The organism is Mesorhizobium ventifaucium (genome assembly GCF_935822925.1).
Classification (GTDB): domain Bacteria; phylum Pseudomonadota; class Alphaproteobacteria; order Rhizobiales; family Rhizobiaceae; genus Mesorhizobium; species Mesorhizobium ventifaucium.
This window is the reverse complement of sequence record NZ_CAKXZS010000034.1, coordinates 163,196-188,103: the sequence shown is the minus strand read 5'-3', so window position 1 is coordinate 188,103 and position 24,908 is coordinate 163,196. Positions and strand designations below refer to the sequence as shown.

Annotated in this window: 16 protein-coding genes and 3 pseudogenes; 8 read left to right on the top strand and 11 right to left on the bottom strand. The window is 61.2% G+C overall.

Annotated elements, in window-relative coordinates; all coding sequences use genetic code 11:
* Window positions 1-258: 258 nt before the first annotated feature.
* Complete coding sequence (locus NMG70_RS26430) at window positions 259-1,857, top strand: ABC transporter substrate-binding protein (RefSeq protein ID WP_254027229.1); 1,599 nt, start codon at window positions 259-261, stop codon at window positions 1,855-1,857.
* Between the two features lie 138 nt (window positions 1,858-1,995).
* On the opposite strand, the gene NMG70_RS26425 is transcribed toward NMG70_RS26430, so the two are convergent.
* Entirely contained in the window at window positions 1,996-4,185 is a 2,190-nt protein-coding gene (locus NMG70_RS26425; protein WP_254027228.1) for an adenylate/guanylate cyclase domain-containing protein, read from the bottom strand.
* Window positions 4,186-4,611: 426 nt separating this feature from the next.
* Between NMG70_RS26425 and NMG70_RS26420 the strand changes: the two genes are divergently transcribed.
* On the top strand, window positions 4,612-5,754 hold the full coding sequence (locus tag NMG70_RS26420; protein ID WP_367185595.1) for an MFS transporter: 1,143 nt from the start codon (window positions 4,612-4,614) through the stop codon (window positions 5,752-5,754).
* A gap of 683 nt (window positions 5,755-6,437) precedes the next feature.
* Here NMG70_RS26420 and NMG70_RS26410 read toward each other — a convergent pair.
* Together NMG70_RS26410 and NMG70_RS26405 are read right to left on the bottom strand one after the other, a co-directional pair.
* Complete coding sequence (locus NMG70_RS26410; RefSeq protein WP_254027226.1) at window positions 6,438-6,731, bottom strand: hypothetical protein; 294 nt, start codon at window positions 6,729-6,731, stop codon at window positions 6,438-6,440.
* Window positions 6,732-6,763: 32 nt separating this feature from the next.
* Window positions 6,764-7,204 carry a hypothetical protein gene (locus tag NMG70_RS26405; RefSeq protein WP_254021559.1) on the bottom strand — a complete coding sequence of 147 codons (441 nt, stop codon included), beginning with the start codon at window positions 7,202-7,204 and terminating at the stop codon, window positions 6,764-6,766.
* 360 nt (window positions 7,205-7,564) lie between these two features.
* Between NMG70_RS26405 and NMG70_RS26400 the strand changes: the two are divergent.
* Window positions 7,565-7,794: pseudogene (locus tag NMG70_RS26400) on the top strand (extensin family protein); the annotation flags it as partial.
* A gap of 105 nt (window positions 7,795-7,899) precedes the next feature.
* On the opposite strand, the gene NMG70_RS26395 reads toward NMG70_RS26400, so the two are convergent.
* Window positions 7,900-8,136 carry a hypothetical protein gene (locus tag NMG70_RS26395; protein WP_254027224.1) on the bottom strand — a complete coding sequence of 79 codons (237 nt, stop codon included), beginning with the start codon at window positions 8,134-8,136 and terminating at the stop codon, window positions 7,900-7,902.
* Window positions 8,137-8,328: 192 nt separating this feature from the next.
* Window positions 8,329-8,580 (bottom strand): hypothetical protein, encoded by a 252-nt coding sequence (locus NMG70_RS26390; RefSeq protein WP_254027223.1) that lies wholly within the window; start codon window positions 8,578-8,580, stop codon window positions 8,329-8,331.
* Window positions 8,581-8,698: 118 nt separating this feature from the next.
* Between NMG70_RS26390 and NMG70_RS26385 the strand changes: the two genes are divergently transcribed.
* The 4 genes and pseudogenes from NMG70_RS26385 to NMG70_RS26370 all read left to right on the top strand — a co-directional run.
* On the top strand, window positions 8,699-10,147 hold the full coding sequence (locus tag NMG70_RS26385) for a CYTH and CHAD domain-containing protein (protein WP_254027222.1): 1,449 nt from the start codon (window positions 8,699-8,701) through the stop codon (window positions 10,145-10,147).
* Between the two features lie 833 nt (window positions 10,148-10,980).
* Window positions 10,981-12,396, top strand: a complete 1,416-nt coding sequence (locus NMG70_RS26380; protein WP_254027221.1) for an alpha/beta fold hydrolase — start codon at window positions 10,981-10,983, stop codon at window positions 12,394-12,396.
* A 68-nt stretch (window positions 12,397-12,464) separates the two neighbouring features.
* A pseudogene (locus tag NMG70_RS26375) lies at window positions 12,465-13,529 on the top strand (ABC transporter ATP-binding protein).
* Window positions 13,530-13,577: 48 nt separating this feature from the next.
* Window positions 13,578-13,931 (top strand): annotated as a pseudogene (locus tag NMG70_RS26370) (extracellular solute-binding protein); the annotation flags it as partial.
* Between the two features lie 477 nt (window positions 13,932-14,408).
* Here the strand turns inward: NMG70_RS26370 and NMG70_RS26365 are convergent.
* From NMG70_RS26365 to NMG70_RS26350, 4 genes are all read right to left on the bottom strand, one after another.
* Window positions 14,409-16,070, bottom strand: coding sequence for a vWA domain-containing protein (locus NMG70_RS26365; RefSeq protein WP_254027220.1), 1,662 nt, complete (start codon window positions 16,068-16,070; stop codon window positions 14,409-14,411).
* A 128-nt stretch (window positions 16,071-16,198) separates the two neighbouring features.
* Window positions 16,199-17,197, bottom strand: a complete 999-nt coding sequence (locus NMG70_RS26360) for a GlxA family transcriptional regulator (protein WP_254016586.1) — start codon at window positions 17,195-17,197, stop codon at window positions 16,199-16,201.
* A gap of 19 nt (window positions 17,198-17,216) precedes the next feature.
* The gene (folD, locus tag NMG70_RS26355; RefSeq protein ID WP_254027219.1) at window positions 17,217-18,116 is read right to left on the bottom strand and encodes a bifunctional methylenetetrahydrofolate dehydrogenase/methenyltetrahydrofolate cyclohydrolase FolD; all 900 of its coding nucleotides are present in this window, start codon (window positions 18,114-18,116) and stop codon (window positions 17,217-17,219) included.
* Between the two features lie 122 nt (window positions 18,117-18,238).
* Entirely contained in the window at window positions 18,239-20,446 is a 2,208-nt protein-coding gene (locus NMG70_RS26350; RefSeq protein WP_254027356.1) for a GumC family protein, read from the bottom strand.
* Between the two features lie 196 nt (window positions 20,447-20,642).
* Between NMG70_RS26350 and NMG70_RS26345 the strand changes: the two genes are divergently transcribed.
* The gene (locus NMG70_RS26345) at window positions 20,643-21,941 is read left to right on the top strand and encodes a lipopolysaccharide biosynthesis protein (protein ID WP_254027218.1); all 1,299 of its coding nucleotides are present in this window, start codon (window positions 20,643-20,645) and stop codon (window positions 21,939-21,941) included.
* Window positions 21,942-22,899: 958 nt separating this feature from the next.
* Here the strand turns inward: NMG70_RS26345 and NMG70_RS26340 are convergent.
* Both NMG70_RS26340 and NMG70_RS26335 read right to left on the bottom strand, forming a co-directional pair.
* Window positions 22,900-24,462, bottom strand: coding sequence for an adenylate/guanylate cyclase domain-containing protein (locus NMG70_RS26340; protein ID WP_254027217.1), 1,563 nt, complete (start codon window positions 24,460-24,462; stop codon window positions 22,900-22,902).
* A 25-nt stretch (window positions 24,463-24,487) separates the two neighbouring features.
* Window positions 24,488-24,859 (bottom strand): response regulator, encoded by a 372-nt coding sequence (locus NMG70_RS26335; RefSeq protein ID WP_031255744.1) that lies wholly within the window; start codon window positions 24,857-24,859, stop codon window positions 24,488-24,490.
* Between the last annotated feature and the right edge of the window lie 49 nt (window positions 24,860-24,908).

The window sequence follows — 24,908 nt, the reverse complement described above, 5'->3', positions numbered from 1 at the left end:
CCGAAGAATCTCGAATAGGTGAAAGCAGAACGCCCGGTTGCATGTAGCACGCCTCGCGAGCGTCGGCCGGTTTGCCCGCCACACTCGGGCCCGCTATGATCTGCCGCGGGTCGAAACCGTCTGGCCCCGCGACGGAGGAATTAAACAAGAACAAGAACGAACAGGGAGGTTACCGGCCCATCTCGTCAGGGGATGCGCCTCCTCGTTTCCTCTTGGACATGCCCGTTCTCCATCTGGATCTGAAGGAGAAACCAGGAAATGACGGAATTCGAATTGAAGCTGCAGTCGGTCGCCAAGCTTGCCGCGAAAGGCAGGGTTTCGCGTCGTGATTTTGTTCAGCTGGCGCTCGCCGCCGGCCTTACCGCCACGGCCGCCAATGCGATGTTCGTCAGGGTCGCGCGCGCCGAGCCCAAGAAGGGCGGCACCTTGAAGATCGGCATCGGCGATGCCGCCGCCACCGATTCACTGGACCCGGGTAGCACCAACGTCAACCCGTTCACCGGCACCGCGCTATTCGGAACCTTATCGAATAGCCTGACCGAGATCGATTCCAAGGGCAACGTGGTCCCCGACCTCGCCGAGAGCTTTGAGCCGTCAGACGGCGCCAAGAAGTGGGTGTTCAAACTGAAGAAAGGAGCCACCTTTCACAATGGCAAGACGGTTACCGCCGACGATGTCGTGGCCTCAATCAGGCATCATACCATCGAGGGCACGAAATCGGTGATGAAATCGCTCTTGGCTTCGGTCAAGAATGTCGTCGCCGACGGTGCCGAGACGGTGGTGTTCAAACTCGACGGCGGCAATGCCGACTTCCCCTACATCATGTCGGACATCCCGGTCATGCCGGCGAAAGAGGGCGGCGTCGACTGGGAGTCGGGCATCCGCACCGGCCCCTATATGCTCGAGAAATTCGAGCCCGGCGTCATCGCCACCTTCAACAAGAACCCGAGCTACTTCAAATCCGACAAGGGCTGGTTCGACCGTGTCGAATGCCTGGCGATCAATGATGTAACGGCGCGCACCAACGCGCTCTACACCGGCGAGGTCCACTACATGGATCGCTGCGACCTGAAGACGCTCGACATTCTGAAGCAGAACCCCGATCTCGCGATCTTGGAGACGACGGGCTACGGCCATTACGTCTATGTCATGAACGTCCAGAAGGCGCCCTTCGACAATCCCGATGTGCGGAATGCGATCAAGTACTCGCTCAATCGCGAGGAGATCGTGCAGAAGGTGTTTCTCGGCCACGGCGCCATCGGCAACGACAATCCGATCGCACCGACCGTCAAGTTCGCGATCGATCCGCAGCCGAAGCACGTCTACGACCCCGACATGGTCAAGAGCCTCCTCAAGAAGGCGGGGGTCGAGAACACCCGGTTCGACCTGTCGGTCGCGGATGCCGGGTTCACGGGTGCGACCGACTCGGCTTTCCTCTGGCAGGAGCATGCCCGGGCGGCCGGGCTCAACCTGAATGTGATCAGGGAGCCCAACGAGGGCTACTGGGACAATGTCTGGCTCAAGAAGCCATTCTTCGCCTCTTACTGGGCCGGCCGGCCGACGTGCGACTGGATGTTCACCGTCGCCTATGCGGCGGAAGCGGTGTGGAACGAAACGTTCTGGAAAAATCCGCGCTTTAATGAGCTGCTCGTCGCCGCCCGCTCGGAGATCGACGATACCAAGCGTGCCGGCATGTATGCCGAAATGCAGCAATTGCTTCATGACGACGGCGGGCTGGTGAACCTGTTCTTCAACTCCTATGTCGATGCCCACACCACGGCTCTCGCCCATGGCGAGGTGGCGTCGAACTGGCCGATGGACGGGTTGAAGATCGCCGAACGCTGGTGGTTCGCCTAGGCCGTGTACTCGTCAATTGGGATGGCGGACTGGACGCGTTTGATGTCTCCTTGCCCCCAACAGCGGCTCCGGAGCGGACATTGCAGCAGGTCCAAATTGGGCCACAAGCGGAAATCCCTGGCGCGCATCCAGGGTCCATCAATTGCCTCTGATTTTGGACAGCGCGTCCTTTGCGTAAATGCCAACCAGAGCTTCATTCTGGAGTGCGACAAGCGCAGGTATCGCAGCTTGTGCCGGAGGTCCGATCTTTCCCAGCGCCTCGATGGCCTCCCGGCGGAGATACTCAACCTTGAGCGCTTCAACCAGAGCCGGAACGGCGTGTGCTGCCGCTGGTCCAAACCAGCCCAGTCGTTTTGCTGCATATAGCTGGGAAAAGGGATCGCCGGCGCCAAGCTCTGCTTCCAGGCTTGTAACGGTGACGTTCAGCGGCAGCGCAGCGATACGGATACCGTCATTCAGGCGCTCCGGGACGCTTGCGTGTTCATAATCCCATTTGAACGAAAGGTGTAAGGTGTCGGCAAGGTTTTCGAGTCCTTTCTGGCCTACACCCGGTCGGAACTTCAGCAGCATTTGTCTCGCTTCTTCGCGGCGACCGAGCTGCGCCAGCACGGAACTGAGAGGTAGAAAGAGCGCAGTTGCGTCTGGGTTTCGCCTTACACCTTTTCCGAACACCTCAGCCGCCTGTTTCAGATCGCCCATTGCAAAAAGCGCCAATCCACGAGCGAGAACGTAGTGGCTTGGATAGTTCGGGTTGAGCCGCATGGCGGTCGCGACGAAATTCAGCGCCTCGGCGGGTTCGCCTGAGATCGTCAGCGCCCAAGCCGTTGCGATGTGCGCCTCGGGGTCGTTGGGATCCAAGGCAATCGCTCGACCGGCATTCCTGCGTGCATCTTCGGCCAGGCCTTGATAAACGTCCCGCAATGCCTCGACCGTATAAGACAGTGACGTTGGATATTTCTTGGCCAGCTCTACGTAATCATAGGCTCCCCACCAGAAGTATGGTTCGTCCCTACCGAGTTCTTTACCCCAGAGTGACTCAACGACGCGGAAGTAGGCCAGCGCCAGGGCGGCATAAGCGCGCCCATATTCGGGATCAAGTTCCGTTGCTTTTTTCAAAGAAGTGATGGCGGCAGCTGTATCCTTCGCGTTGTAACGGAGATAAAGGCTCCAACCCCCATCGAAAGCTTCCTTGGCTGCAATGTTGTCCGGCTTGGCGCGGGCAATTTCCGTTTTTGTGGTGGTGGTGAGATTGACCTTCAACGCTTCGACGATCCTTGCGACAAAAACGTCCTGGACCGCAAAAATATCGGCGACGTTTCCATCGAACCTGTCCGCCCACACATGCCCGCCGGTGAGGGCATCGATGAGCTGGGCGTTGACTCGCACCTGCTCGCCGGCTCGCCGTACGCTCCCCTCGAGAACGTAACGCACGCCAAGTTCTTCGGCGACCTGGCTGATTTTTACCGGCTTGCCGCGGTAAACGAATGTCGAGTTTCGCGCGATCACGAAGAGGCCGGAAACCTTGGAAAGGTCGGTGATCAAGTCATCGGTCATGCCGTCGGCGAAGTGCTCCTGGCCGGCGTCGCTCGAGATGTTGGTGAATGGCAATACAGCGACCGATGGCTTGTCAGGTAGCGGGAGCGCCATTCTTTCCCTGGAGGCCACCTCGACCGGCGGTCCTGAACCGTCCCCGACCACCTTCCAAAGCGCTACACCTCCGGCGATCAGGATCAGCGCCGTCGCCGCGACTGTCAGCCGGCGCCATTCGATATGACGTTTGCGTTTTGCTGGAACTATTTCGGCCGCGGCGCGTGCCTGCGGGCCTACCCGATACAGACGAACAGGTTTTTCGATGTTCTTGAGCGTTTGTTCACCCACAAATTCGAACTCAAAATCCAGCTTTCTCTCGACTTGATCGAATGCCGTTCCTGAAATTAGCACGCCCCCGGGTTCGGCCAATCCTTCCAGTCTCGCCGCGACATTCACGCCGTCGCCATAGATATCCTGCCCTTCGACAATCACATCGCCAAGGTTTACGCCAACGCGGAATTCGAGCTGTTTTTCCTTCGGCAGTTCGGCGTTGCACTCCGCCATCGTCCGCTGGATTTCGACGGCGCAACCAACCGCGTCGACCACGCTGGAGAATTCTATCAGCGCGCCATCACCCATGAGCTTTACGATGCGCCCTCTATGAGCGGTAATTTTCGGATCGATAAGATTCTCGCGGGTGCTCTTGAGGCGTGCCAGAGTATCCGCCTCGTCAGCCTCCATGAGGCGGCTGAAGCCAACGACGTCGGCGGCGAGAATCGCCGCAAGCCTGCGCTCCATATTTGGGCTCCGGACGTAGGGCACCGGTCGCATCATGATAGAAGGGTATCGCTTCGCAGCCTAGCCCTGTTCAGGTCTGCTTCGGGTCATACTGAGACCCATCTTGCGGGTGGAGCTGAACGTCCGCTTTTCCGATCACCCCGCCGAAAGAAGCCAGTCCGCTATCGGCCAAAAAGGCTGGCGGGCGGCAATGCGCCCCTTCCTGGACATTACCAAAGCAAGATCATGGGGAATTCTGACCCACTTCCCGAACTTCATGGCCTTCGCCTCGCTGGAATGTCTAACGCGACTCCGTCATGATCTCCAGCCCTGTCGAGCGACGCTGCCCCAAGCCCGTGGTGCCGACGCAGGTGATGAGGGCAGGCTAGATCAGTGCAGCGGATCCACCCGGCGACTTTCCTTTTTGCGGCTCGAGCCTTGCGCGACATGGGTGACGGCTTCGTGGCCGTTCTGTTGCCGGTCTATCTCCTCGCATTAGGCTTTGCACCTCTGCAGGTCGGCGTCATCGCGACCGCGTCGCTTCTCGGTTCCGCGCTATTGACCATCGGTTTCGGACTCCTTGGCGCCCGGTACGATCACCGCCAACTCCTGCTTGCCGCCGCAAGTCTGATGGTCGCCACGGGTGCGGCCTTTGCTGTGGTCCACGACTACGCGTTGCTTTTGGTGATCGCGTTCGCAGGCACAATCAACCCGTCGGCCGGCAGCGTCAGCGTCTTCGTGCCCTTGGAGCATGCCGTGCTCACACGTGAGGTCACTGACGCCGCGCGGACTAAGATGTTCGCGCGTTACAGCCTTGTGGGTGCGCTCGCAGGCGCCGTTGGCGCGCTCGCTTCGGCAACACCTGATCTTCTGGCTACAGCCGGCCTCGATCGACTCAGCGGCATCAAGGCGATGTTCGTGCTCTATGCGTTTCTGGGCCTGCTCGGCGGCCTCATCTACGCGCAGATCCCACAGCGCCGTCCAGCGTCGGACTCCGGCACCGCGTCCGCGCTCGGGCCCTCGCGCAATATTGTTTTCAAGCTTGCGGCACTTTTTAGCCTTGATGCTTTCGCCGGCGGCTTTGTCGTCCAGTCGCTGCTTGCCCTATGGCTTTTCGAAAAATTCGACCTGTCGCTCTCGGAAGCCGGCTTTTTCTTCTTCTGGTCGGGCGTACTTTCGGCGTTCTCATTCCCCGTTGCAGCTTGGCTGTCTCGGCACATCGGACTCATCAACACGATGGTGTTCACACATATTCCGTCCAGCCTGGCTCTGATGCTGGCGGCGCTTGCGCCGACGCTCCCTCTGGCGCTCGCTTTGCTGCTGATTCGCGCCGCACTTTCGCAGATGGATGTGCCCACGCGCTCTTCCTACGTGATGGCGGTTGTCACCGAGGTGGAGCGGGCAGCCGCCGCGAGCTTCACATCGGTCCCGCGCAGCCTGGCCGCCGCAGCCAGTCCCGCGCTGGCGGGCGCTCTGTTCGCTGCCTCGTTCCGGGCTTGGCCCCTCCTCATCTGCGGTGCACTGAAGATCGCTTACGATCTGCTGCTGCTGATGCAGTTTCGGCACCTCAAGCCGCCGGAGGAACGGTGATGCAGCCGCACCGGTTTGGGGTGTTTGACCAGGATGGGTCAATCGCGAAGGAAAACGTTGGAAAGGTTGTCGATCACTTCCGGCTGTCGCGGAGCGCGAAATGTCGCCTCGCTTCCTCATGACATTGTCTTCCGGACTTAAACTGACATCATCGGTGTTTGCCGGGGCAGGATCACCCGTTCCTTCGAACGTCTGCTATCGAGCGTGGAAAAGCCGCTGCCGAAGGCCCGCATCGGGTCAGACTCGGACATCACGCCAGCCGACCTAAACGTCTGCTTTAGAGCAATTCCAGGAAAAGTGCCTAGCGGTTTTCCGTCCGGAATTGCGTAAAAACAAATACTTAAAGCGGTTCGGCGGTTCTATCAAAACCTGAACCGCTCTAGCAGGGCGGTTCTTGAAAGCTGCCTGACCGGAATCGGCCCAAATACCGCGCCATCAGAGCGATCGTGGCTGAGCAAAGTGGTGACGCCGGAAATGACCCCTAAGCAGTTGATGAAAACTGTGAGGAAGGCGCACCCGAAGGCTTCAAAGAAGGACATCGCCAGAGCGGCATTCTATCCTCTCATTGCCAACGCTGACCACCTAGACCCTGCCAAGTCGAAGAAGCTTCAGGCATTCGCAATTTCGGAGAGGACACAGCCGAATTGAGTGGTAGGCCTGGCCAGCAATGCAATAGTGGCTCTTCATGATCCGCCCTTGTCGGCCACAGTGCGAGCGAGTCGTCGCAACTGGCGTTTGGTAAGCTTCGGCATCCCGGCACGTGCAGCTTGGGGATGTTCACCCTTGATCTTATTCTTGATTTCACGGATGCCGACTAGGCCGGCCTGGGCAAGGCCAGAGCCAAGCATATCAAGCGCAGTTCGGGGATGTTTCCGGATCAGCACCCCCAATGCCCTCACAGCGGCGGCGCCTTCTACGCGGTGTAAAATCGTGTCCGAATAGGGCTGAAGAAGTCGCCGCTCCACGAATTTCGGCAAGCCGGAGCGAGCGTCCGGAACGCGCCTTGCCTCTAGTGCGTGGCTCGGCGCGCGCGACTGTCCCGGTCCTTGTCTCCACGCGATTTCTGTTCCGGCAGAACTTTGTGTGCGGCTTCCGAAACGACCGCCATCATCGCGGAGGCAGCGCTCTGTACCATATCCGTGGCCAAGCCCGCAGCGCGCGCCGATTTCTTGGCCCCGGTCTTAGCTGCCGATTTTGTGGCGTCGGCGATTTCCCCCCGCTCGCGCACCAAAACAGCCGCAGCGGCACCGGCGCCTGCTGTAATCGCATTGGCCAGCAGGTCTCGGCCAACCGGGCTCGCTAGCATGTTGCGCAAAAGGGTCGATTTCCGCACCGATTTAGGGACCTTGAACCCGCCGATCTTCTTGGGAAGCTTGCGTTTGCTTTTAGCCATGAAACGTTCTCCTTTCGGTTTTGGGGAACGCAAGGAAGCGGATAGGGTTCCGCCCAATTTGATCTCATGCAGGGCGCACGCCCGCTGTGCAGACTGGCCGCGTTCTCATCCAAGCCAGCAAGGCGAGGGCGCGCTTGTGTTTGATAATCCAGCGGTCTTCGTGGCGGTGGATAGGCTCGCCGCACAGGCAGCACGGCGCGATGTTGTGAGCGGTGCATTGCTCGCTGAAGATGGCTTGCCGGCGCTTGGCCGACATGCTGGCGCGGGGAGTGTTCGCGGTCACACGCGGTTCCGATGCTTTATCGCAAAGTTTGCCAATGCGGCGGCAAGCCCCGGCTCCTCGAAATCCCCGATAGGATGCGGGGCAATTCTTAGCCCGCGACACTGTGGGCGTCCCGCCAAATGGCCTGCTCGTTGGAGCACGCTTACGGAAACGCGCTCGACGTCGCCGGTTTCGGCCTCGCCGACGGTCGCCACATCGATGTCAGGGCCGACGTGCCGGAAGCGGACGCGAAATTCCTCGACGCCGTGCGCAAGGCCGCGTACGGACAAAGACCGTGCTCGGACAGGGTGGCGATACCGAACACGCGCTACACTTCCACTTCGATCTCGAGCCACGCCGCAACGGCTCGACTTTCTGCCAATAGACGACGGGACCGCGCCGCGGCAGCTGGTCAGTGCATTGATTATGTCGGCGCGGCTGTGGAACTTCCCTTTCGGCTGCTGAGAAGTGTTAAGTCGATGTGACAGGCTCACTCGGCCGCGTTTTGCGTTCGTTCCGCGATGGCAAACGCCTGCAGCTTCTTCGCCTTGCCGTGGTCCTGATCGGAGTTAGCGATAATCGAAAAGAATGCTGCCCGAGCGATGTCCTTTTTCGACGCGTCCGGGTGCTCTCTCCGTGTCGCCTTGATCAAATGCTTGGGCGTCATGTCCGGCGTTACGATCCGCATCAGAGTGTCGCCGATCGCCTGCAATTCGGTTGCATCCATTGGGAAACACTCCTGTCGTGGCTCGCGCTAGACCAAGTCTAGCAGAGCACCTTTATGAGCTGAAACTAAATTCACGCTACATATGAGCATCGCCAGTGCAAACCGGCCTTCGCCAGAGGGGCGTTAACCGGCCGAGCAGTGCCGCTCCGCAATGGGGCGGAGAGACAGAGAGAAGAAGCCGCGCCGAGAGTTTCAGGCTTCCTTCAAATCTTCGGCTTCGTCTTTGAGCTTGGTCCAGTCGGCACCATGTTTACGCAACAAAGCGCGCGCCTGTTTCGGCGAGACGTCGGTAATTTCAGTCAGGTGCTCTACCTCCAGCTCTTGCCCCTGCACCACGCGGCTCGCCTTCTTCTTTTCTTTCTTTTCTTTGGTAGCCATCTCTGTGTCCTTCTCCTGCATCATCGGATGAACGAGGACTGAGAAGTGTGGTTCCGGCTCGCGCATTGTCGTTCGCCGGCGGCCGCAGTTGGTCGAGGCGAGCGGTTGTTTGTGACAGTTTTATGACCCATCATGCGGTGGGGTCCCTCCGATTACCGTGAAGCGACGCTGCGCGAGGCCATTCATGCAGGAAACGGAACTGAAGCTCGAGCTTTCGCGGTCGGGTGCGGGGTCGCTCCTGAAGAAAAATCCGTTCGGATCCTCGCCCACCATTCTTCAGCAGAGATCCATCTATTTCGACACCCCCGGATGGGATCTGTCCAAGCGCGGCCTGTCGCTTCGCATTCGGCAATCGGGAAATGAACGGATACAAACCGTCAAAGCCGGCGATGGCGCCGCAGCAGGATCGTTCACACGCGCGGAATGGGAGCGACCGGTCGCCGGCAATACGCCGGTAATCGACGATCCGCAGATCCGAGACCTGCTTGCAGGGGCTGGCTCAAAGCTCGCGCCCTTGTTCGAGGTTCATGTCAAACGGCATTCCTGGAATGTGATTGATGACGACGCCACGGTCGAGGTCGCTTTGGATATCGGCAAGGTCGTTGCAGCCGATCGCGAGTCGCCGCTCTGTGAGATCGAGTTGGAAAAGAAGGCGGGCCCACCGAGAGCGCTGTTCGCGCTCGCCCGGAAAGTCGACCTGATCACGCCGGCGCATCTCGGGGTGATGAGCAAAGCGGAACGGGGCTATCGTCTGCTTGGCCCGGCGCCCGGTGCTGCGAAAGCGGCTCCGACCCCGCTCACGTCCGACATGAGCGCAGCAACGGCTTTCGCGTGCATCGCCGCGGCTTGTCTCAGACAGTTTCGTCTCAATGAGGCGGCGCTGGGCTGGTCCGGCGATGCCGAGGCCCTGCACCAGGCTCGGGTGTCGCTGCGACGGTTGCGCTCCCTATTCTCGATCTCCAAGTGCTTGTTCGATGACAGCCGTTTCGACCACCTGCGAGAAGAATTCAAATGGCTTACCTCGGCACTTGGCGATGCGCGCAATATCGACGTGATGATCGACCGTGCTTCGAGCGAGGCTCTTTCAAGCTGCCTTCGTGAAGCACGCGACGAGGCCTATGCGGCGGTCGAAGCATCGCTCTCCTCAACGCGCGCCCGCTCCTTGATGATCGATGCCACCGAGTGGATCTCCATCGAGGGCTGGCGAACCCAATCGGACGAAACGTTGCACGTGCAGTCGTCAACGGATTTCGCCTCGATGGTATTTGATAAATTTCGGAAAAAGGTGGCGAAGGACGGCGACAACCTCATCGATGCCGATGACGAGAGCCGTCATAAAGTGCGCATCGCCGCAAAGAAACTGCGCTATGCGGCGGAGTTCTTCGAGCCGCTTTACAACAACAAGACGGAAGCCAAACGCCATCGACGGTTCATCGAGGCCCTGAAGGACCTGCAGGATAGGCTCGGAAGCCTCAACGATATCGCCACCGCCCCCGATATGCTGGCAGCTCTGGAGCTTTCGGAGGTGGCTGGGGCGAAGGATCTCTACAGCGCCGAAGACAAATCCAAGCTTCTTGAGGACGCCGCGAAAGCGCACCATGCCTTTGTCAACACGAGGCGCTTCTGGCGTTGAGGCCGCATGCGGGGCAATGTCGCGGTCGCCACCTGGCCTGCAAGGATAAGTGCGGCGCACCGCCCGCCGTCATCCAGCGCGCGTGCAAGATGCGTCTCTTATGCTCGGAACGCTCCTTCTGCCCTAGTAGTGGGATGCCACTGCTGGGCAGCGGAGGCGAACAAGATTTCTAGATTGGGCTCCATCATAGGTGGCTGCGAACCGATGGGTTGCGGTGGACAGCGACCCGTTCCGTCGAACGTCTGCTATCGAGCAAGGAAAAGCCGCTGCAGAAGGTCCGCATCGGGTCAACTCACGACGATGCCCACGCCGACCTGAATGCCCGCTCTTGAAGATCCGCAGCCTGAAGCTGCCAGTCCACTGTCGGCCCATAGAATCCCGGTCAGCAATGCGCCTGATGTCCGCCGTTGAGGCAAACCTTTGCCTCCGCCCAGAAGCAGACATCGAGGGTGGCCAGCTGGGAGGTCGCGGTCGCGCCATGAACGGACATCGGCCGTGGCGCTTTAAGCTCGAGTTCGAGCGCCGACGAGTGTGCACCGAGACGTGGTTTGCACGCGGATCGTGCTTTTGGTAGATGTATCGGATACCATGGCTCGCGAGGCCACTGAGACCCGGCACGCGGGGTTAGGCGCGTGGCGTGTGATCTCTGCGAGGAGGAGGCCAAGCGTCTGGACGGCACGATTTTCCACCGAGTCGGTCATATGGTGCTCACGCACTCAGATTTGCGGCGCGAGCAATCGTCCCGAGGCGGGCTCTGAATGCCCCGCTGCAGTGGCTCGCGGGGCGTCTGTGACAGTTTGACCGAAGCCGCCCTTTCGCTCTGGGAGGACTTGATGTCAGCCGACCTTATCGAGCGGAAGCTTGCGGCGATCCTTGCCGCGGATGTCTCTGGCTACAGCCGGATGATGGAGGTGGACGAAGCCGGCACGCTTGCGCGCCTGAAGGTACACATTGGTGAGGTCGTCAGGCCCAGCATCGCGGCGCATCGGGGCAATATCGTCAAGACCACGGGCGACGGCCTGCTCGCCGACTTCGCGAGCGTCGTTGAGGCGGTTGAGAGCGCTGTGGAAATTCAGCGGTCGATGGCAGAGCGGAATACCGGTGAGCCTGAGAACAGCCAAATCCTATACCGCGTCGGGATCAATCTCGGTGACGTCATCTTCGAGGACGGAGACGTCTTCGGCGACGGTGTAAACGTGGCCTCGCGGCTTGAGGGGCTCGCCAAGCCGGGCAGCGTGTGCGTCTCGGACATTGTGCATCAGGCAGTCGCGGATCGGATCAAAGTGCCCTTCCGTGACATGGGCAATCAGCGAGTAAAGAACATCTCCCGACCCATCCGTGTCTGGCAGTGGACGCCCGACGCGGCGCGGCTGACGACGAGACCTGTCGAAGCGGCGCTGCATCAGCGGGTGCAGTTCGCGACGGCGTCGGATGGCGTGCAGATCGCTTGGGCCAGCATTGGCCAGGGAGCGCCGGTGCTGAAGGGTCCGAACTGGCTGAACCATCTTGAGTATGAATGGCACAGTCCCATTTGGCGACCGATTCTCTCGGAGTTCGCGAAGCTCTGCCATCTCGTGAGGTTCGACCAACGCGGAAACGGGCTCTCGGACTGGGAGGTTGAGACGGTATCGGAAGATGCAATGGCCGGCGATATGTCCGCAGTCGCGACCGCTGCACGGCTGGATCGGTTCGCGCTCCTCGGCATCTCGCAAGGCTGCGCCTTTTCTGTGCGTTATGCCGTGGAGCATCCGGAGCAAGTGACATGCCTCATCTTGTTGGGCGGTTTTCTCCGAGGTCGGCTAAAGCGACCGGATCTCGATCAAAGGAAGCTTTATGAAGCCGGGGCGATGATGATCCGCGACGGCTGGGGGTCGCCGAATCCCGTGTTCAGGCACTTTTTTACTTCGACGTTCATCCCCGACGCCCCACAGGAGATTGTGGCGAGCTTTGACGAACTGCAGCGCATTGCCACGAGCCCCGAGGCCGCGATGCGACTCTGGAAAATGAACGCTGAAGTTGACGCGACCGAGTTGGCAAAGAGGGTCCAAGTCCCAACGCTCGTGCTGCACTGCGTAGGCGATCGCATCGCGCCGATCGAGGAGGGCCGCCTGATGGCCAAGCTCATTCCGGGGGCGATGTTTGTCGAACTGCAGGGAAATAACCACGTGCTGATTGAAGGCACGCCCGCCTTCGACCAGTTCTTCGAGGAAGCGGCTGCCTTCCTGGCCATGCACAACCCGGTCGCGTAGCGTTACGACCGGTTTTCCAGATCGCTGAGGCTGGCATTGTGGCACAAAGGGCGGCGACGGAGAAATCGATGGCGTCTGTCGAAATTCGTGACGTCTACAAATCGTTTGGTTCAGTCGAGATCCTGCACGGTGTAAGCATCGACATCGTCGATGGCGAATTCGTTACGCTAGTCGGCCCGTCCGGCTGCGGAAAATCGACACTGCTCAGGATGATAGCCGGCCTTGAGGGCATTTCCCGCGGCGAGATCGGGATCGGCGAGCGCATCGTCAACCATGTCGCGCCAAAAGAGCGTGACATGGCGATGGTGTTCCAGAACTACGCGCTCTATCCGCATATGACCGTCGGCGAAAACATGGGCTTTCGTTGATGCTGAAGAACGCGCCGAAAGCCGAGAGCGAAGCGCGCGTCCAGCGCGCCGCCGAGATTCTGGGCCTAGTGCCGCTCTTGTCGCGCTATCCGCGCCAGCTTTCCGGCGGCCAGCGCCAGCGTGTCGCCATGGGGCGCGCCATCGTGCGCGACCCGCAGGTCTTCCTGTTCGACGAGCCGCTCAGCAATCTGGACGCAAAGTTGCGCGTGCAGATGCGCGCCGAGATCAAGGAGCTGCACCAGCGCCTCAAGACAACCACCATCTATGTCACCCACGACCAAATCGAGGCGATGACCATGGCCGACAAGATCGTCGTCATGCATGACGGCCTCGTCGAGCAGATCGGCCGGCCGCTCGAACTCTACGACCGGCCTCACAACCTCTTCGTCGCCAGTTTCATCGGCTCGCCCGCCATGAACCTGCTGCGCGGCGAAATCGGCGGTGATGGCGCGCCGTCCTTCCAAGGCGCGGGCGGCGTTTCCCTGCCGCTGAACGGCGCGGCCGGCGCTGCCAGGGGCACGCACGTGGTGCTCAGCATCCGGCGGGAGCATCTGAGGCTGTCGGACCTGGGCTTTCCGGTCGAGATCGTCGTCGTCGAGCCGACCGGATCGGAACTCCAGACTATCGGCCGCACGCCGGGCGGGCAGGACATCGTCGCGAATTTCCGCGAGCGTCATTCCTTTGAGCCGGGCGAGACGGTGCGGCTGGCCGCCCGGCCTGATCCATCTATTCAACAAAGAAACCGGACAGCGCCTCACAGGCTGAACCGGACGGACTGCACGAACGAACGAGAAACCCAAGGAGGAAATGACCATGAAGTTCACTAGACGCGATGTGATCCGCACTACTGCTGCCGCTGCGGCGGGCGTGGTGGGTAGCCGGTTCCTCGGCTCCCCCGCCTTCGCCCAGGACGCGACATTCACGCCCGAGGCCGGCGCTGCGCTGAGATTGCTGCGCTGGTCGCCCTTCGTGCAGGGCGACGAGGACCAGTGGCTGGAAAACACCAAGCGCTTTACCGACGCCACCGGCGTGCAGGTCCGCGTCGACAAGGAGAGCTGGGAGGACATCCGCCCGAAGGCCGCGGTCGCGGCCAATGTCGGTTCGGGCCCGGACCTGATGCTCGTCTGGTTCGACGACGCGCATCAATATCCGGACAAGCTGCTCGACGCGCCAACGGCGTTCTTCAGGTATCCGATCTGAAACGCGATATTTGGAGATGAAATCACGGAGGCCAGCTTCTGGCGCAAAGCGGTCGGCACTACCCTGGATGAAAAGGTCGGCTTTGTAGCCCCATCATCCCGAAAGCGGACCTTCCGCTTCCGGCCCACTCCGGTCATTCGACAGACATATCGGGGATGGCCGTTCCTGGCGCTACCTGCTCGTTCCGATCGACGGGACGAATGGCAACATTCCACCATTTCGGACGTTCAGCCGACGAGTTCGCGTCGACGCTGCCTGCGAGGTAGAAATGCGAATGCCAGTCCGATCTGTACGACCACAGCGCCGGCCGCAATCCAAGGCCAAGCTCAGCGATTGTGGGGCGTATGCTTATCTAACAATCAGTCGATCGCTTCGATACCTTGCGCCTTCAAGGCCGGGCGGGTTCCCATCGCGAGCAATCGACACTGGCGTCGAATTGCGTCCCTACTGCACCGTCAGCTCGGCTCGCTCGCCGGCTGTGACGGTCACGGTGCTTTCCTTCGAGCTGTTGTCCAACATCTCCGAGACGACCGCATAGTCGCCGGCCGGCAGCGCCGCCTGGTATTTCTCGTCATAGGCGTAGCCGAGCGATTTGCGGTTGCCGTCGATGTCCTTCTTCGCATCGAAAATCTCGATCTTCGAAGCTCCTGGCGCGGTGATCGCCAGCACGCCGGCATTGATGGCAATCTTCAGATCCTGATGCTCACCGGCCTTGACGCTGAACGGCTGCTCGACGACGGCAAGGTCGACCGTCGCCGTCAGCACATAGTCGTCGGGCGGCAGATCGAACTTGCTGTCAGGGCCATAGGCATAAGCCACCTCTTGCCTCGTTCCGTCGATCTTCTTTTTTGCCTTGAACACCTTGAAGCCGATGCCCGAACCGTCGGCCTTGTCGCCGCCGGCAATGTAGTAGGCGTTGGCAACGACATGGCCGACGCCGACGACGATATCCTTGTCGACGACCTTGCCGGCAGTGAGCGGGATGGTTTCGGTGACCTCGCCCTGCCCGATCCTGACCGTCACTTTCTGATCGCCGGCCGGCAATACGACCTTGGTGTCGCCATAATAGGTCGCGGGCGTATCAACGCCCGGATAGGCGATCACGACAGCCGCACCATCGGCGACATCCGCTCCCTCGCTTGGCCGCGGATGAATGATGAGCGTGCCGGCATTCAGCGTGAGGAGGGGTTTGTAGACCTGGCCCGCCTCGACCGTGATCTTCTGTTCGGTCCCGGCCTCGCCATAGCGTGCGACAATCATGTAGTCGCCCGGCTCCAGATTGCCTTTGTAGGCGCCGTATTCGGTGGTGACGTAGTCGCCGCGCGTGCCGTCGGACTTTGCCTTATGGATCTCCCAGGAATTGCCGTCGGTGACGGGATCGCCGCCCTCGGCGAGCACCACGACGGGCATGAAGTTGAATTCCGGTTTTTCCGGCGCGGCGGCCGGCTGCGGCGCTGGCGCTGGTTCGGGCGCCGGTGCAGGTGCGGCGGCGATGGTTTCGACCAGCGCGTCCTGCAGCGCCTTCTCGTCGGTGGCCTGGATGTATTTGCCGCCGGTGTTGTCGGCGAGGCAAGCAACCTGCTTGCCCTCGTCCGCGGTCAGGCCGAAGCCGACGACGTTTACGGTGAAGTCGACGCCGGCAGCCCTCAGTTCCTTGCCGAGCGCGCAGGGGTCGCCTTTGCAGGTCTCGAGCCCGTCGGTGATCAGGATGACGGTGGCCTTGTCCTCGGTGTATTTCAGCGCCTCGGCCGCCTGCCTGACGGCTGATGTCAGCGGCGTCTTGCCGATGAATTTCAGGCTGTCGGCGGCAGTGGAAACAGTAGCTGCCGAGCCGGCCTGCGGCGGCACGATGAGCTCGATGTCCTCGCAACTGCCCTTCTCGCGATGGCCATAGGCCATGAAGCCGATTTCCTTGTCGGCGGGGACCGATTGCAGCACCGTTCGCAGCGATTCGCGGGCGATTTCGAGCTTGGGCTTGCCGTCGATCTGCGCCCACATCGAACCGGAGGCGTCGAGAATGATGACGACACGGTCGGCGGCAAGCCCGAGCGTCGTCATCCACAACAGTAAAATCGCCGCTGCGATGCTCCGTGCAAGTCCCGCCATGCAAATCTCCCCCCAAGTCAGTCTCTGCCAGCCAGCCCATGCCCGTCCGGGGCGAAGCTATTTGACGCCGCGTCAGGATACAAGCCGGGGCGTCGGGGCACGTGGCGGCGCTGACTGCGCCAAACCGCTCAATATGTCGTGCGCCGCTCTTCGGAAGGCGGCCGGCCAAACTGCAGCCGATAGCTCTGGGCAAAATAGGAGTGCGAGGTGAAGCCGGTGGCGATCGCAACGTCGAGGATCGGCATGTTGGTTTGGCGCAGCAATTCGCGCGCCCGCTCGAGCCTGAGCCGCATGTAATAGCGGCCGGGCGTCACACTGAGGTGACGCAGGAACAGCCGCTCGACCTGGCGCACCGACAGGCCTGCCGACTTGGCGAGCTGCACCGCCGACAGCGGCTCGTCGAGATGATCGGCCATCAGCTCGACGATGCGCCGCAGCTTCTCCGATTTGCCGGTCAGGTCGCGCTCAGGACCGACGCGCTGGCGGTCTCCGGCGGAGCGGATGCGCTCGTGCTGGAACTGGTTGGCGACGCCGTTGGCGAGGCTCGAGCCGAAATCGCCGCGCACGATCTCCAGCATCAGGTCGATGGAGGTGGTGCCGCCGGCGCAGGTGTAGCGCTTGCGATCGATCTCGAAAACGTTGCCAGTGCAGTTGATGTCGGGAAACCGCTCGACGAAGCCGGCGCGGTTTTCCCAGTGGATGGTGCAGCGATAGCCTTCGAGCTGGCCTGCCTCGGCGAGCAGGTAGGAGCCGACCGACAGTGCGCCGAGCGCGTTGCCGCGCCGGCCCCAACTGCGCAGCGCCGCCAGCACCTTGCTCTTGCCGGGAAACTCGGTCGTCAGACCGACCGAGACGAAAAGAATATCGACCGGCGGCAGATCGGCGACAGCGTAGTCGATCTTGAGCGGCAGGCCGTTGGAGGCCATGACGGAATCGCCGTCGGCCGACACCGTCGTCCAGCCATAGAAGTCGTGGCCGAGCAGCCGATTGGCCGACCGGAACGTGTCGATTGCGGCGGCCAGCGAAAACATCGAAAACTTGTCGACCAGCAGGAACCCGAACTGCCGGCCGCCGTGAACGGGATCGTTGGTGACCGGCCGCTCTGAGGGAACAGTGAGGTTCGGCAAAGCTTCAGGCTTTCCAGGTTCAGAAAGACGGCCGTTTCAATCCGGCCGCGAGATAGGCGGAAGCTAGCGTGTTGGCCATCAGCATGGCAATGGTCATCGGTCCGACGCCGCCGGGCACCGGCGTGATGGCGCCAGCCGTCTTCGCCGCTTCCGCATAGGCGACGTCACCGACGAGACGGGTCTTGCCTTCGCCCTTTTCTGGCGCCGCGATGCGGTTGATGCCGACGTCGATGACGGTGGCGCCCGGTTTGACCCAGTCACCCCTGACCATTTCAGGTCTGCCGACAGCGGCAACGAGAATGTCGGCGGTGCGCGCCAGTGCAGCCAGGTCCTTCGTGCGGCTGTGCGCGACGGTGACCGTGCAGTTGGCGGCAAGCAGAAGATTGGCCATCGGTTTGCCGACGATATTGGAGCGGCCGACGACCACCGCATTGAGCCCGGAAAGATCCTTGCCGCGCACACGCTCGATGAGCAGCATCGAGCCGGCCGGCGTGCAAGGCACGAACGCCGTCTCCAGTTCGCCGGTGCCCAGCTTGCCGACATTGATGAAGTGGAAGCCGTCGACATCCTTTTGCGGCGCTATTGCCTGGATGACCTTGCCCGCATCGATATGGCCAGGCAGTGGAAGCTGCACCAGGATGCCGTTGATGCCGGGATCGGCGTTGAGTTCGCCGATGATAGCAAGCAGTTCCTGTTCGGACATCTCGGCCGGCAGCGTGTGCTGGACCGAATGAAATCCGCATTCCTTGGCGGTGCGGGATTTGGAGGCGACGTAAACCTGGCTCGCCGGATCCTCGCCGACGATGACCACGGCGAGACCGGGCTTCTGCGCGCCCTTTTCCATCAATTCGATCGTCAGGGCCTTTACGCGCCGCACCACGCCCTCGGCGACGCTTTTTCCGTCAATCAACTCGGCCATCAACCACCCTCGACATCGTCTGCTTCGGGCGGCATTTTCACGAAAACCCGGCCGGGCAATCCCGTCAAAGCGCCGTCTTATGCCGCTAACTCGAAACCGATGGCTTTTATTCTATTCGGCGCTCAGAAATAGCGTCGCGATCGGCTTTCGCTGAGTTCGCGAACCGCTTCGCGGAATTCGCGCAAGCTGGCTCGGATTTCCTCGATGGAGGCTTGCTGTTCAGCGGCTTTCGCAGCCTGGCTTGCCTCGTCCGACGAGGCTCGCGGATACTGCTGCTGCGGATGAGGCCCGGCATGGGGCGGAACGGGCGGCTGGTATGCGCTGTCTTCAATGGGTGTCCGGCGCCCTTCTGCCCTGCGGCGCGGCCGCGAATCGGCGGTGTCGCGCAGGCTCGCATAAGCGCCGCGCATGGCGCCGAGGCCGACACCGGAAGCAAGCCCCGCCAGCAGGCCGGCAAGCACCGTCATGGCGCGCGACGGTCCGTTCGGCTCGAGCGGGGCGAAGGCCTTGGAGATCACGTTGATGTTGGCAGTATTGATATCCTTCTGCTCGCCGGTCTCCCTGGCGCGCAGAAGGTATTGTTCATAGACGGAGCGTTTGGCGGCAGCCTCGCGCTCCAGTTCGCGCAGCGTGACGAGGTCGCTGTTGACGTCGCCGCTGCGGACCTTCAACTGCGCCAGCCGGGAGGCCAGATCCTGTTCGAGCTGCACGGCGCGCCTCAAGTCGACCTGCAGCGACGAGGCGATGCGGCGCAGTTCCCCGGCGATACGCTCGCGCGATCCGGCAAGCTGGGCATTGAGCGCCTGGAGCTCGGGATGGCGCGGACCGAGCCGGATCGCGGCGCGGTCGGCCTCCTGCTTGAGCGTCGCATATTGCGAGCGCAATTCGCTCATGGTGTTGGAGTTGATCTCCTCCGGCAAGGTGCCGCTCAGAACCGAATTCACGTCGATCGAGCGCGCCGACGCCGCGCGGGCGTTGAGTTCCAGCGTGCGCGCGCGGGCGATGGCCAGCTGCTGGTTGAGCTTGAGCATCTCGTCGTCGCTGATCAGATGGCCTTGCGCGTCGACGAGGTCGTGCGCGGCCCTGAAATCCTCGACCTTGCGCTCGGCCACTTCCACGCTCTTGCGCAGCTCGTCGAGTCTGCCGGTCAGCTCGTTGGTGGCGCGGCCAGCGGTATCGGACTGGATCTGGCCGAAGGTCTGCAGAAAAACGTCCGTCATCGTATTGGCGATGAGCGCCGACTTCTCGCCATTTTGCGTGGTGGCGCTGACGGAGATGACGAAGGTCTTGCCGCCGCGCTCGACCGAAAGGCTCTCCGCCAGATTGGCGACGGCCAGCGCACGGCGGCGGCCCTCACCGGCAGCCGGCCCGTCATTGCGCGACAGCATCGACCGGATGAGCGTCATCATCCCCAGGCCATCGGAACCTTGCCCGTTAAACTCCGGATCATTCACCAGATTGAGCTTGTCCACGACCTTGTTGAGAACGGTGCCGGAGGTGAGCACGCGAACCTGGTTTTCGACAATGGCCAGCGTGGCGTCGGACGCAACCACCGATTGGGTGAGGTCGCGGTCGGTGAGCTTGAGGTCGCGCGGGTCGACGATCAGCTCTGCGGTGGCTTCGTATTTCTTCGGCGTCGACAGCGCGATGGCGACGCCAAGCGTGGCGCCGAGTATCGTCATGGCGACGATCAGCAGCTTCGAGCGGGCAATGCCGCGGACGACCTGCATCGGATCGATCAACGGCTTCCATCTGTCGTACTCCTCGCGGGAGAACCGCTGCTCGTCACCGGCGTATCGAGAATCGAACGCGGCATATCGAGGTTCTTCGCCGGCGGACCGAGGATCGTATCGAGGCTCGAACGCGGTGTCTCGAGGCTCGAACGCGGCGTCTCGGGGACCGAACGCGGCGTGTCGAGGCTCGGCATCGGAACGCCGGTCCTCGGAAACACCGGCTGCACCAGGCTCCTCCCGCTGCCTGGCCTGCGCATCGTCCGCTTCAGCGGCGTCGTCGGCCTCAATCCGGGCAGCCGCCGGTGCATCCTCGGCTTGAAACCGAGTTTCATGGTTTGCCGAAAAGTTTGCCGAAAATTCCGGATTGACCCGGCGTTCCGGGGTCGCAGTGGACTCCGGGATTGCCGAAAATTCCGGATGGGCTCGCCGCTCACGGCGTAAGCGCGCGACACGATGGCGCGTTGCGGCATCCTCGCGCCATGATGCCCGGTCGCCGATCGCAACCAGCGATGGTTCTTCTTCGCCGCGCAATGCCTGGCCGAGCGCCAGCAAGGACCGCTCGCGCTTCCAATCTTCACGGTTTTGCCTGTCGACCATTGTCGTGGAGCTTGCCCTTTGCGGCCTGGACGCGCGGTCAGCCATTCGTTAAACCACGCTAAACAAGCATAGGAAACAAAAGGTTAATTTTGCTGCCCTTGAAGGCCAGGTTTCCCTCTTGGGTTGTGCACTTCCTGAAAGCACCGAAAGGGTCCCAGAACCGCGCGTTAAACTTTCCAGCCTATGTCTACGGCACATGACTGGGACAGGCAACATCCCGCAAAAAAGGAGATCTCTAGCCCGGATCGGCGCTTTCGTGGCCGGCCGACGTGGGGTGGTTCGCGACTACCTTTCGGCGATCAGTGGCGCGGGCGGGCGGCTGGTGTTTTCGCTCGCCTATTTCATCGCGCTGGCCAACACGCTGTCGATCGCCGAATTCGGCATGTTCGCCACCGCTTCGGCGGCCGGCGTGATGGTGTCGCGCATCCTGGCCTTCGGCTTCATCTCGGCGCTTTACCGAACGGCCACTATCCGCCCCAATCTGATCGGCACCTTCACGGCCGGCTTCCTGCTGCTTGCCGCGATATCGCTGCCGTTGCTGGCTGCCGCCTCCTACGGCGTCTACCTGGTCTTCTTTGCCGGCACCGTGCCGCTGTCGGTGTTTGCGGCGATCGTGTTTGCCGAGGCGTTGTTGTGGCGGCCGGTCGAGGTGGCGCTGATCGTCAACAACGGTCTGGGCAAATTCGGCCGCGCCGCCCTGCTGACGATTCTGGCGACGGCCCTGCGGGCGCTCGGCGCCGTGCTGTTCATGTTCGCGGCGCAGCCGACCGTAGCGGTCTGGTCCTGGTATTACATCGGCGCCAACGCCGCCTCGCTGCTCATCGCCTTCGGATTTTTCTATCCGCGCCAGAGGCTGCGGCTGCGGCTGGCGCTCTATCTCAGGCGGCTCGCTGATTCCATCTACGTGGCCGGCGCAGAGGTGCTGTTCTACCTGCAGATGGAGTTCGACAAGCTGCTGGTGCTGGCGATCGGCGGCCCGCACCTCGCCGGCATCTATGCCATCATCATGCGGCTGGTCGACCTGACGGCGATCCCGATCCGCACCTTCTCGATGATGCTGGTGCAGCGCATGATGCGGACGCCGGAACTCTTGTCGCGCCTTTCGGTCAAGAGCGGCATCGAAGGCGGCGTGTTCGCGGTCTCGACACTGGCGCTGGCGGCACTCGGCATCGTGCTGCATTTCTTCCCCAACGCGCTCGGCAGGAATGTTGCGGAGGCCGCCCCTCTGGTGGCGCTGGCGATCTGCGTGCCGGGCCTGCGCAATCTCGTCGAATACCAGGCCGAGCTTCTGTTCGCGCGCGGCCAGACGCTGGTGCGGGCGATCAACCTGGCGCTGCTTGCCGGGATGAAGGCGGTGCTGCTGACATATGTGCTGACCCATATCCTGGGCACGCCCGATCTGGTGCTCTCGCTCAATGTCGTCTTCCTGCTGCTCTATCTCGCCTCAGCGCTGCTCACCTATTCGGCGATGCGCAGGCCGGCGAAGCCGGTCTAGGGGCAAACTCGATCGGCCCGGCTGCCGCCAATAGCCGAGATGGGATGGAAAGTTGCCCTTTCGACACGCAATATCGCTGCATGACCAAGTTCCGTCACCTGAACCCTAACTGAAACGCCGAGCTTAGTGCTCCTGATGTAGAGCTAACCGTCGACGGCGATGCAGTTCAGCTTTCCTTTCGTTTGAACTCATTGACCCATGACGCCGCAGAGGGAGTGATAGCAACACTTCGCTTCTTTGGTAGTCGTTGGCAATGGGACGCCTCAGACGATCGCGCGTGGTTTGCAGGTGAAGGCCGTTACAGCAATCAGGCTCCGAAATGGGGAGCGTTCTACGAGGTGACCGACGACAGCCGGGCAATCGACGATTGGGAGGCTCTGTCGCCAGACAGTCCGAATTCACGGCATTTCTTGTTGTGTTTTCGAGACGAGACCATCGAGGTTGTCGCCCGAGATTGGTCGCTGACTCGAAAAATGCCGGATGTCGGGTAGCGGTGGAATGTTGCCGGATGGCGTGGCCATCGGTATGACTTGATTGCGCCATAATCGGACTTACGCGGCCATCGCTATGGAGGTCGCGTCTCGGACACGTTCCGGACGTATGGTGCCACGGTAGGTCAGCACCCCAGAGATGAACTGTGTCGCGATAGCTCTGGCGTTATTCTCGACCATCACAGATGGATGAACTTCCGCTTGGAGATGCGGCGGAAGCATAGAATACCCGTCTCGACATAGGCCTCCAGTCTCGCCAGCAACCCATAACTAAATTCGATATGGATGGGACGGGTGGTCGTAGCCAAATCCGCCGAGCCTAACCCAGTCATGCTGATGATGACACGGACGCTGGTTAATCTGCTCTTCGATTCGCGATTGCTATGGTAGTAATAGCCTCTCAATGCCGGTGCCGTAAGCTACTCGCTTACGCGTCGCTTTGCGGAATATCCTTAGGGAATCAGACATCAGTGTCGAACGAGATAGGTTTCCATCGTGCCGACGCCTCTCAGTTCCACAGTGCAGCGCGGTTCTAGCTCCCAAGAGGCGTGCAGAGCGCGTCTGGTTGCCTCCGAGATTTGCATGCGGTCGGCTACGCCCTGGGACTCGAGCCGGCTTGCGATGTTCACGGTTTCGCCCCAAACATCATAGACGAACCGATGTCGGCCGATCAGACCGGCGATCACCGGTCCGGTGTGTACGCCGATTCGGACGCGAAAACTATCGCTGCCCGACGCCAAGAGCCTCAACGAGTCCAGCATGGATTTTCCCAGCGCCACGGTCCTGTCGGCGTGATCGGCCGCCGGCTCCGGAAGACCACAAGCGGCCATATACGCGTCTCCGATTGTCTTGATCTTCTCCACGGAATGCTTCTCCGCCAGCGCGTCGAACATGCTGAACATCCGGTCGAGGCGCTTGATAAGGTCGGATGCCGGCAATTTCGCTGCGATAGGCGAGAATCCGACAATATCGGCAAAAAGGATGGTCACTTCCTCGAACCGGTCCGCAATGATCTCCTCGCCCCCTTGCAGCCGCGCAACGATTTGACCGGGCAGGACGGCATGTAGAAGCGAGTCGGCCCGCCGCTTTTCCGCCTCGATCCGCTGAAGATACTGGTGCTCGCGGTCGCGCCAACGCTTCTTCTCCAGACTGGAGTTGATCCGGGCGCGCAGCAGGACCGGATTGAACGGTTTAAGCAAGTAGTCGTCGGCTCCCGCCTCGATGCAGCGGACCACGGCGTCGACTTCGTTCAGCCCCGATATCATAATGACCGGGATGTGCCGCCACCGGCGCTCAGCTTTCAATCGCGAGAGCACCTCGATGCCGTTCATGTCCGGCATCAGTATGTCCAACAGAACAAGGTCGAATTCATATTCCGCAAGGCGAGTCAGCGCGGACAGGCCTGACTCGGCAGTGACTACCTGATGACCGTCGTGCAGCAAGCGGCGCGAGAGAAGATCGCGGTTACTGCCGATGTCGTCGACGACAAGTATTCTACCGTTGCGTCCTGAGAATGCATCGCGCTCCGTCTTGCCCAGCGCCCTTTCGAGCCCTGCTGCATCGATCTCTGCCTGATCCGTCGTCCACAGCCCTTCGTTGTCGCTGGCGCGCGATAGGCCGGCAATTGCATCGACATGCGCCAACAGCTCGGCCGCAGCCGCGAGCATCACCCTGACATCTTCGTCCAATGCGTGTTCGTGCAATTCTTCGGCTTCTTCAAGGATCATTTCGGAGTAGCCGATAATCGCGTTGAGTGGTGTTCGCAAATCGTGGCGCAGTTTCGCCTCGATCTCGCGCCCTGCATGGTCCGGATAGTCGGCTTTGCCATGGATCAAGCTGTCGATGAGGCTGTTCAATTGCCGGGCAGCGGCGCCGACCCTCTCAAGATCTGGAGTGATGTGCACCAGACTGTGGTTCTGCACCTGTTCTAGCAGCAGTTCCTGAAATCCCGAGATTGCCCGTGCTGGTCCAGCAAGCGTCTGCGCCAGATGGGCGGCTATTGCGTGGCGTTGGAACTCGTTGGCAGTCATGTCTCCAATCCGCCGACTCGGCGGCTCACGGATTTGCGGCAAGCAATTGTTCGATTTTCTGGACAAGCCTCGGCAGGTCCACCGGCTTGCTGTCGTAGTCATCGCAGCCGGCCTCAAGCGCCAATTCCCGATCGCTGGTCATAGCATGCGCAGAAAGCGCGATTATAGGGATCCCCGAGGTGGCCGGATCAGCCTTGATCCGCCGTGTCGCCTCCCATCCGTCCATCACGGGCAGGCTCATATCCATAAGGATCAGATCCGGTCTTTCCGAAATGGTTAGTTCCACGCCGGATTGTCCGTTTTCCGCAATAAGCACTTCGAACCCACGCCGCGACAACCGCCGCGAGAGCATGTCGCGATTCATTTCGTTGTCTTCCACCAGAAGGATTCTCGTCATCTTCGGCCTCTTCTAACGATGGGTCAACGAACTGAGATGCCGGGCCAAC

Excerpts from the sequence above, each read along its gene's own strand:
- NMG70_RS26420 (WP_367185595.1), top strand. The coding sequence starts at position 4,612 with ATGGGTGACGGCTTCGTGGCCGTTCTGTTGCCGGTCTATCTCCTCGCA.
- folD (WP_254027219.1), bottom strand. The coding sequence starts at position 18,116 with ATGGCCGAGTTGATTGACGGAAAAAGCGTCGCCGAGGGCGTGGTGCGG.
- NMG70_RS26390 (WP_254027223.1), bottom strand. The coding sequence starts at position 8,580 with ATGCGCGAGCCGGAACCACACTTCTCAGTCCTCGTTCATCCGATGATG.
- NMG70_RS26425 (WP_254027228.1), bottom strand. The coding sequence starts at position 4,185 with ATGGAGCGCAGGCTTGCGGCGATTCTCGCCGCCGACGTCGTTGGCTTC.
- NMG70_RS26430 (WP_254027229.1), top strand. The coding sequence starts at position 259 with ATGACGGAATTCGAATTGAAGCTGCAGTCGGTCGCCAAGCTTGCCGCG.
- NMG70_RS26395 (WP_254027224.1), bottom strand. The coding sequence starts at position 8,136 with ATGGATGCAACCGAATTGCAGGCGATCGGCGACACTCTGATGCGGATC.
- NMG70_RS26340 (WP_254027217.1), bottom strand. The coding sequence starts at position 24,462 with ATGACTGCCAACGAGTTCCAACGCCACGCAATAGCCGCCCATCTGGCG.
- NMG70_RS26380 (WP_254027221.1), top strand. The coding sequence starts at position 10,981 with ATGTCAGCCGACCTTATCGAGCGGAAGCTTGCGGCGATCCTTGCCGCG.
- NMG70_RS26385 (WP_254027222.1), top strand. The coding sequence starts at position 8,699 with ATGCAGGAAACGGAACTGAAGCTCGAGCTTTCGCGGTCGGGTGCGGGG.
- NMG70_RS26365 (WP_254027220.1), bottom strand. The coding sequence starts at position 16,070 with ATGGCGGGACTTGCACGGAGCATCGCAGCGGCGATTTTACTGTTGTGG.
- NMG70_RS26345 (WP_254027218.1), top strand. The coding sequence starts at position 20,643 with ATGACTGGGACAGGCAACATCCCGCAAAAAAGGAGATCTCTAGCCCGG.
- NMG70_RS26335 (WP_031255744.1), bottom strand. The coding sequence starts at position 24,859 with ATGACGAGAATCCTTCTGGTGGAAGACAACGAAATGAATCGCGACATG.
- NMG70_RS26350 (WP_254027356.1), bottom strand. The coding sequence starts at position 20,446 with ATGGTCGACAGGCAAAACCGTGAAGATTGGAAGCGCGAGCGGTCCTTG.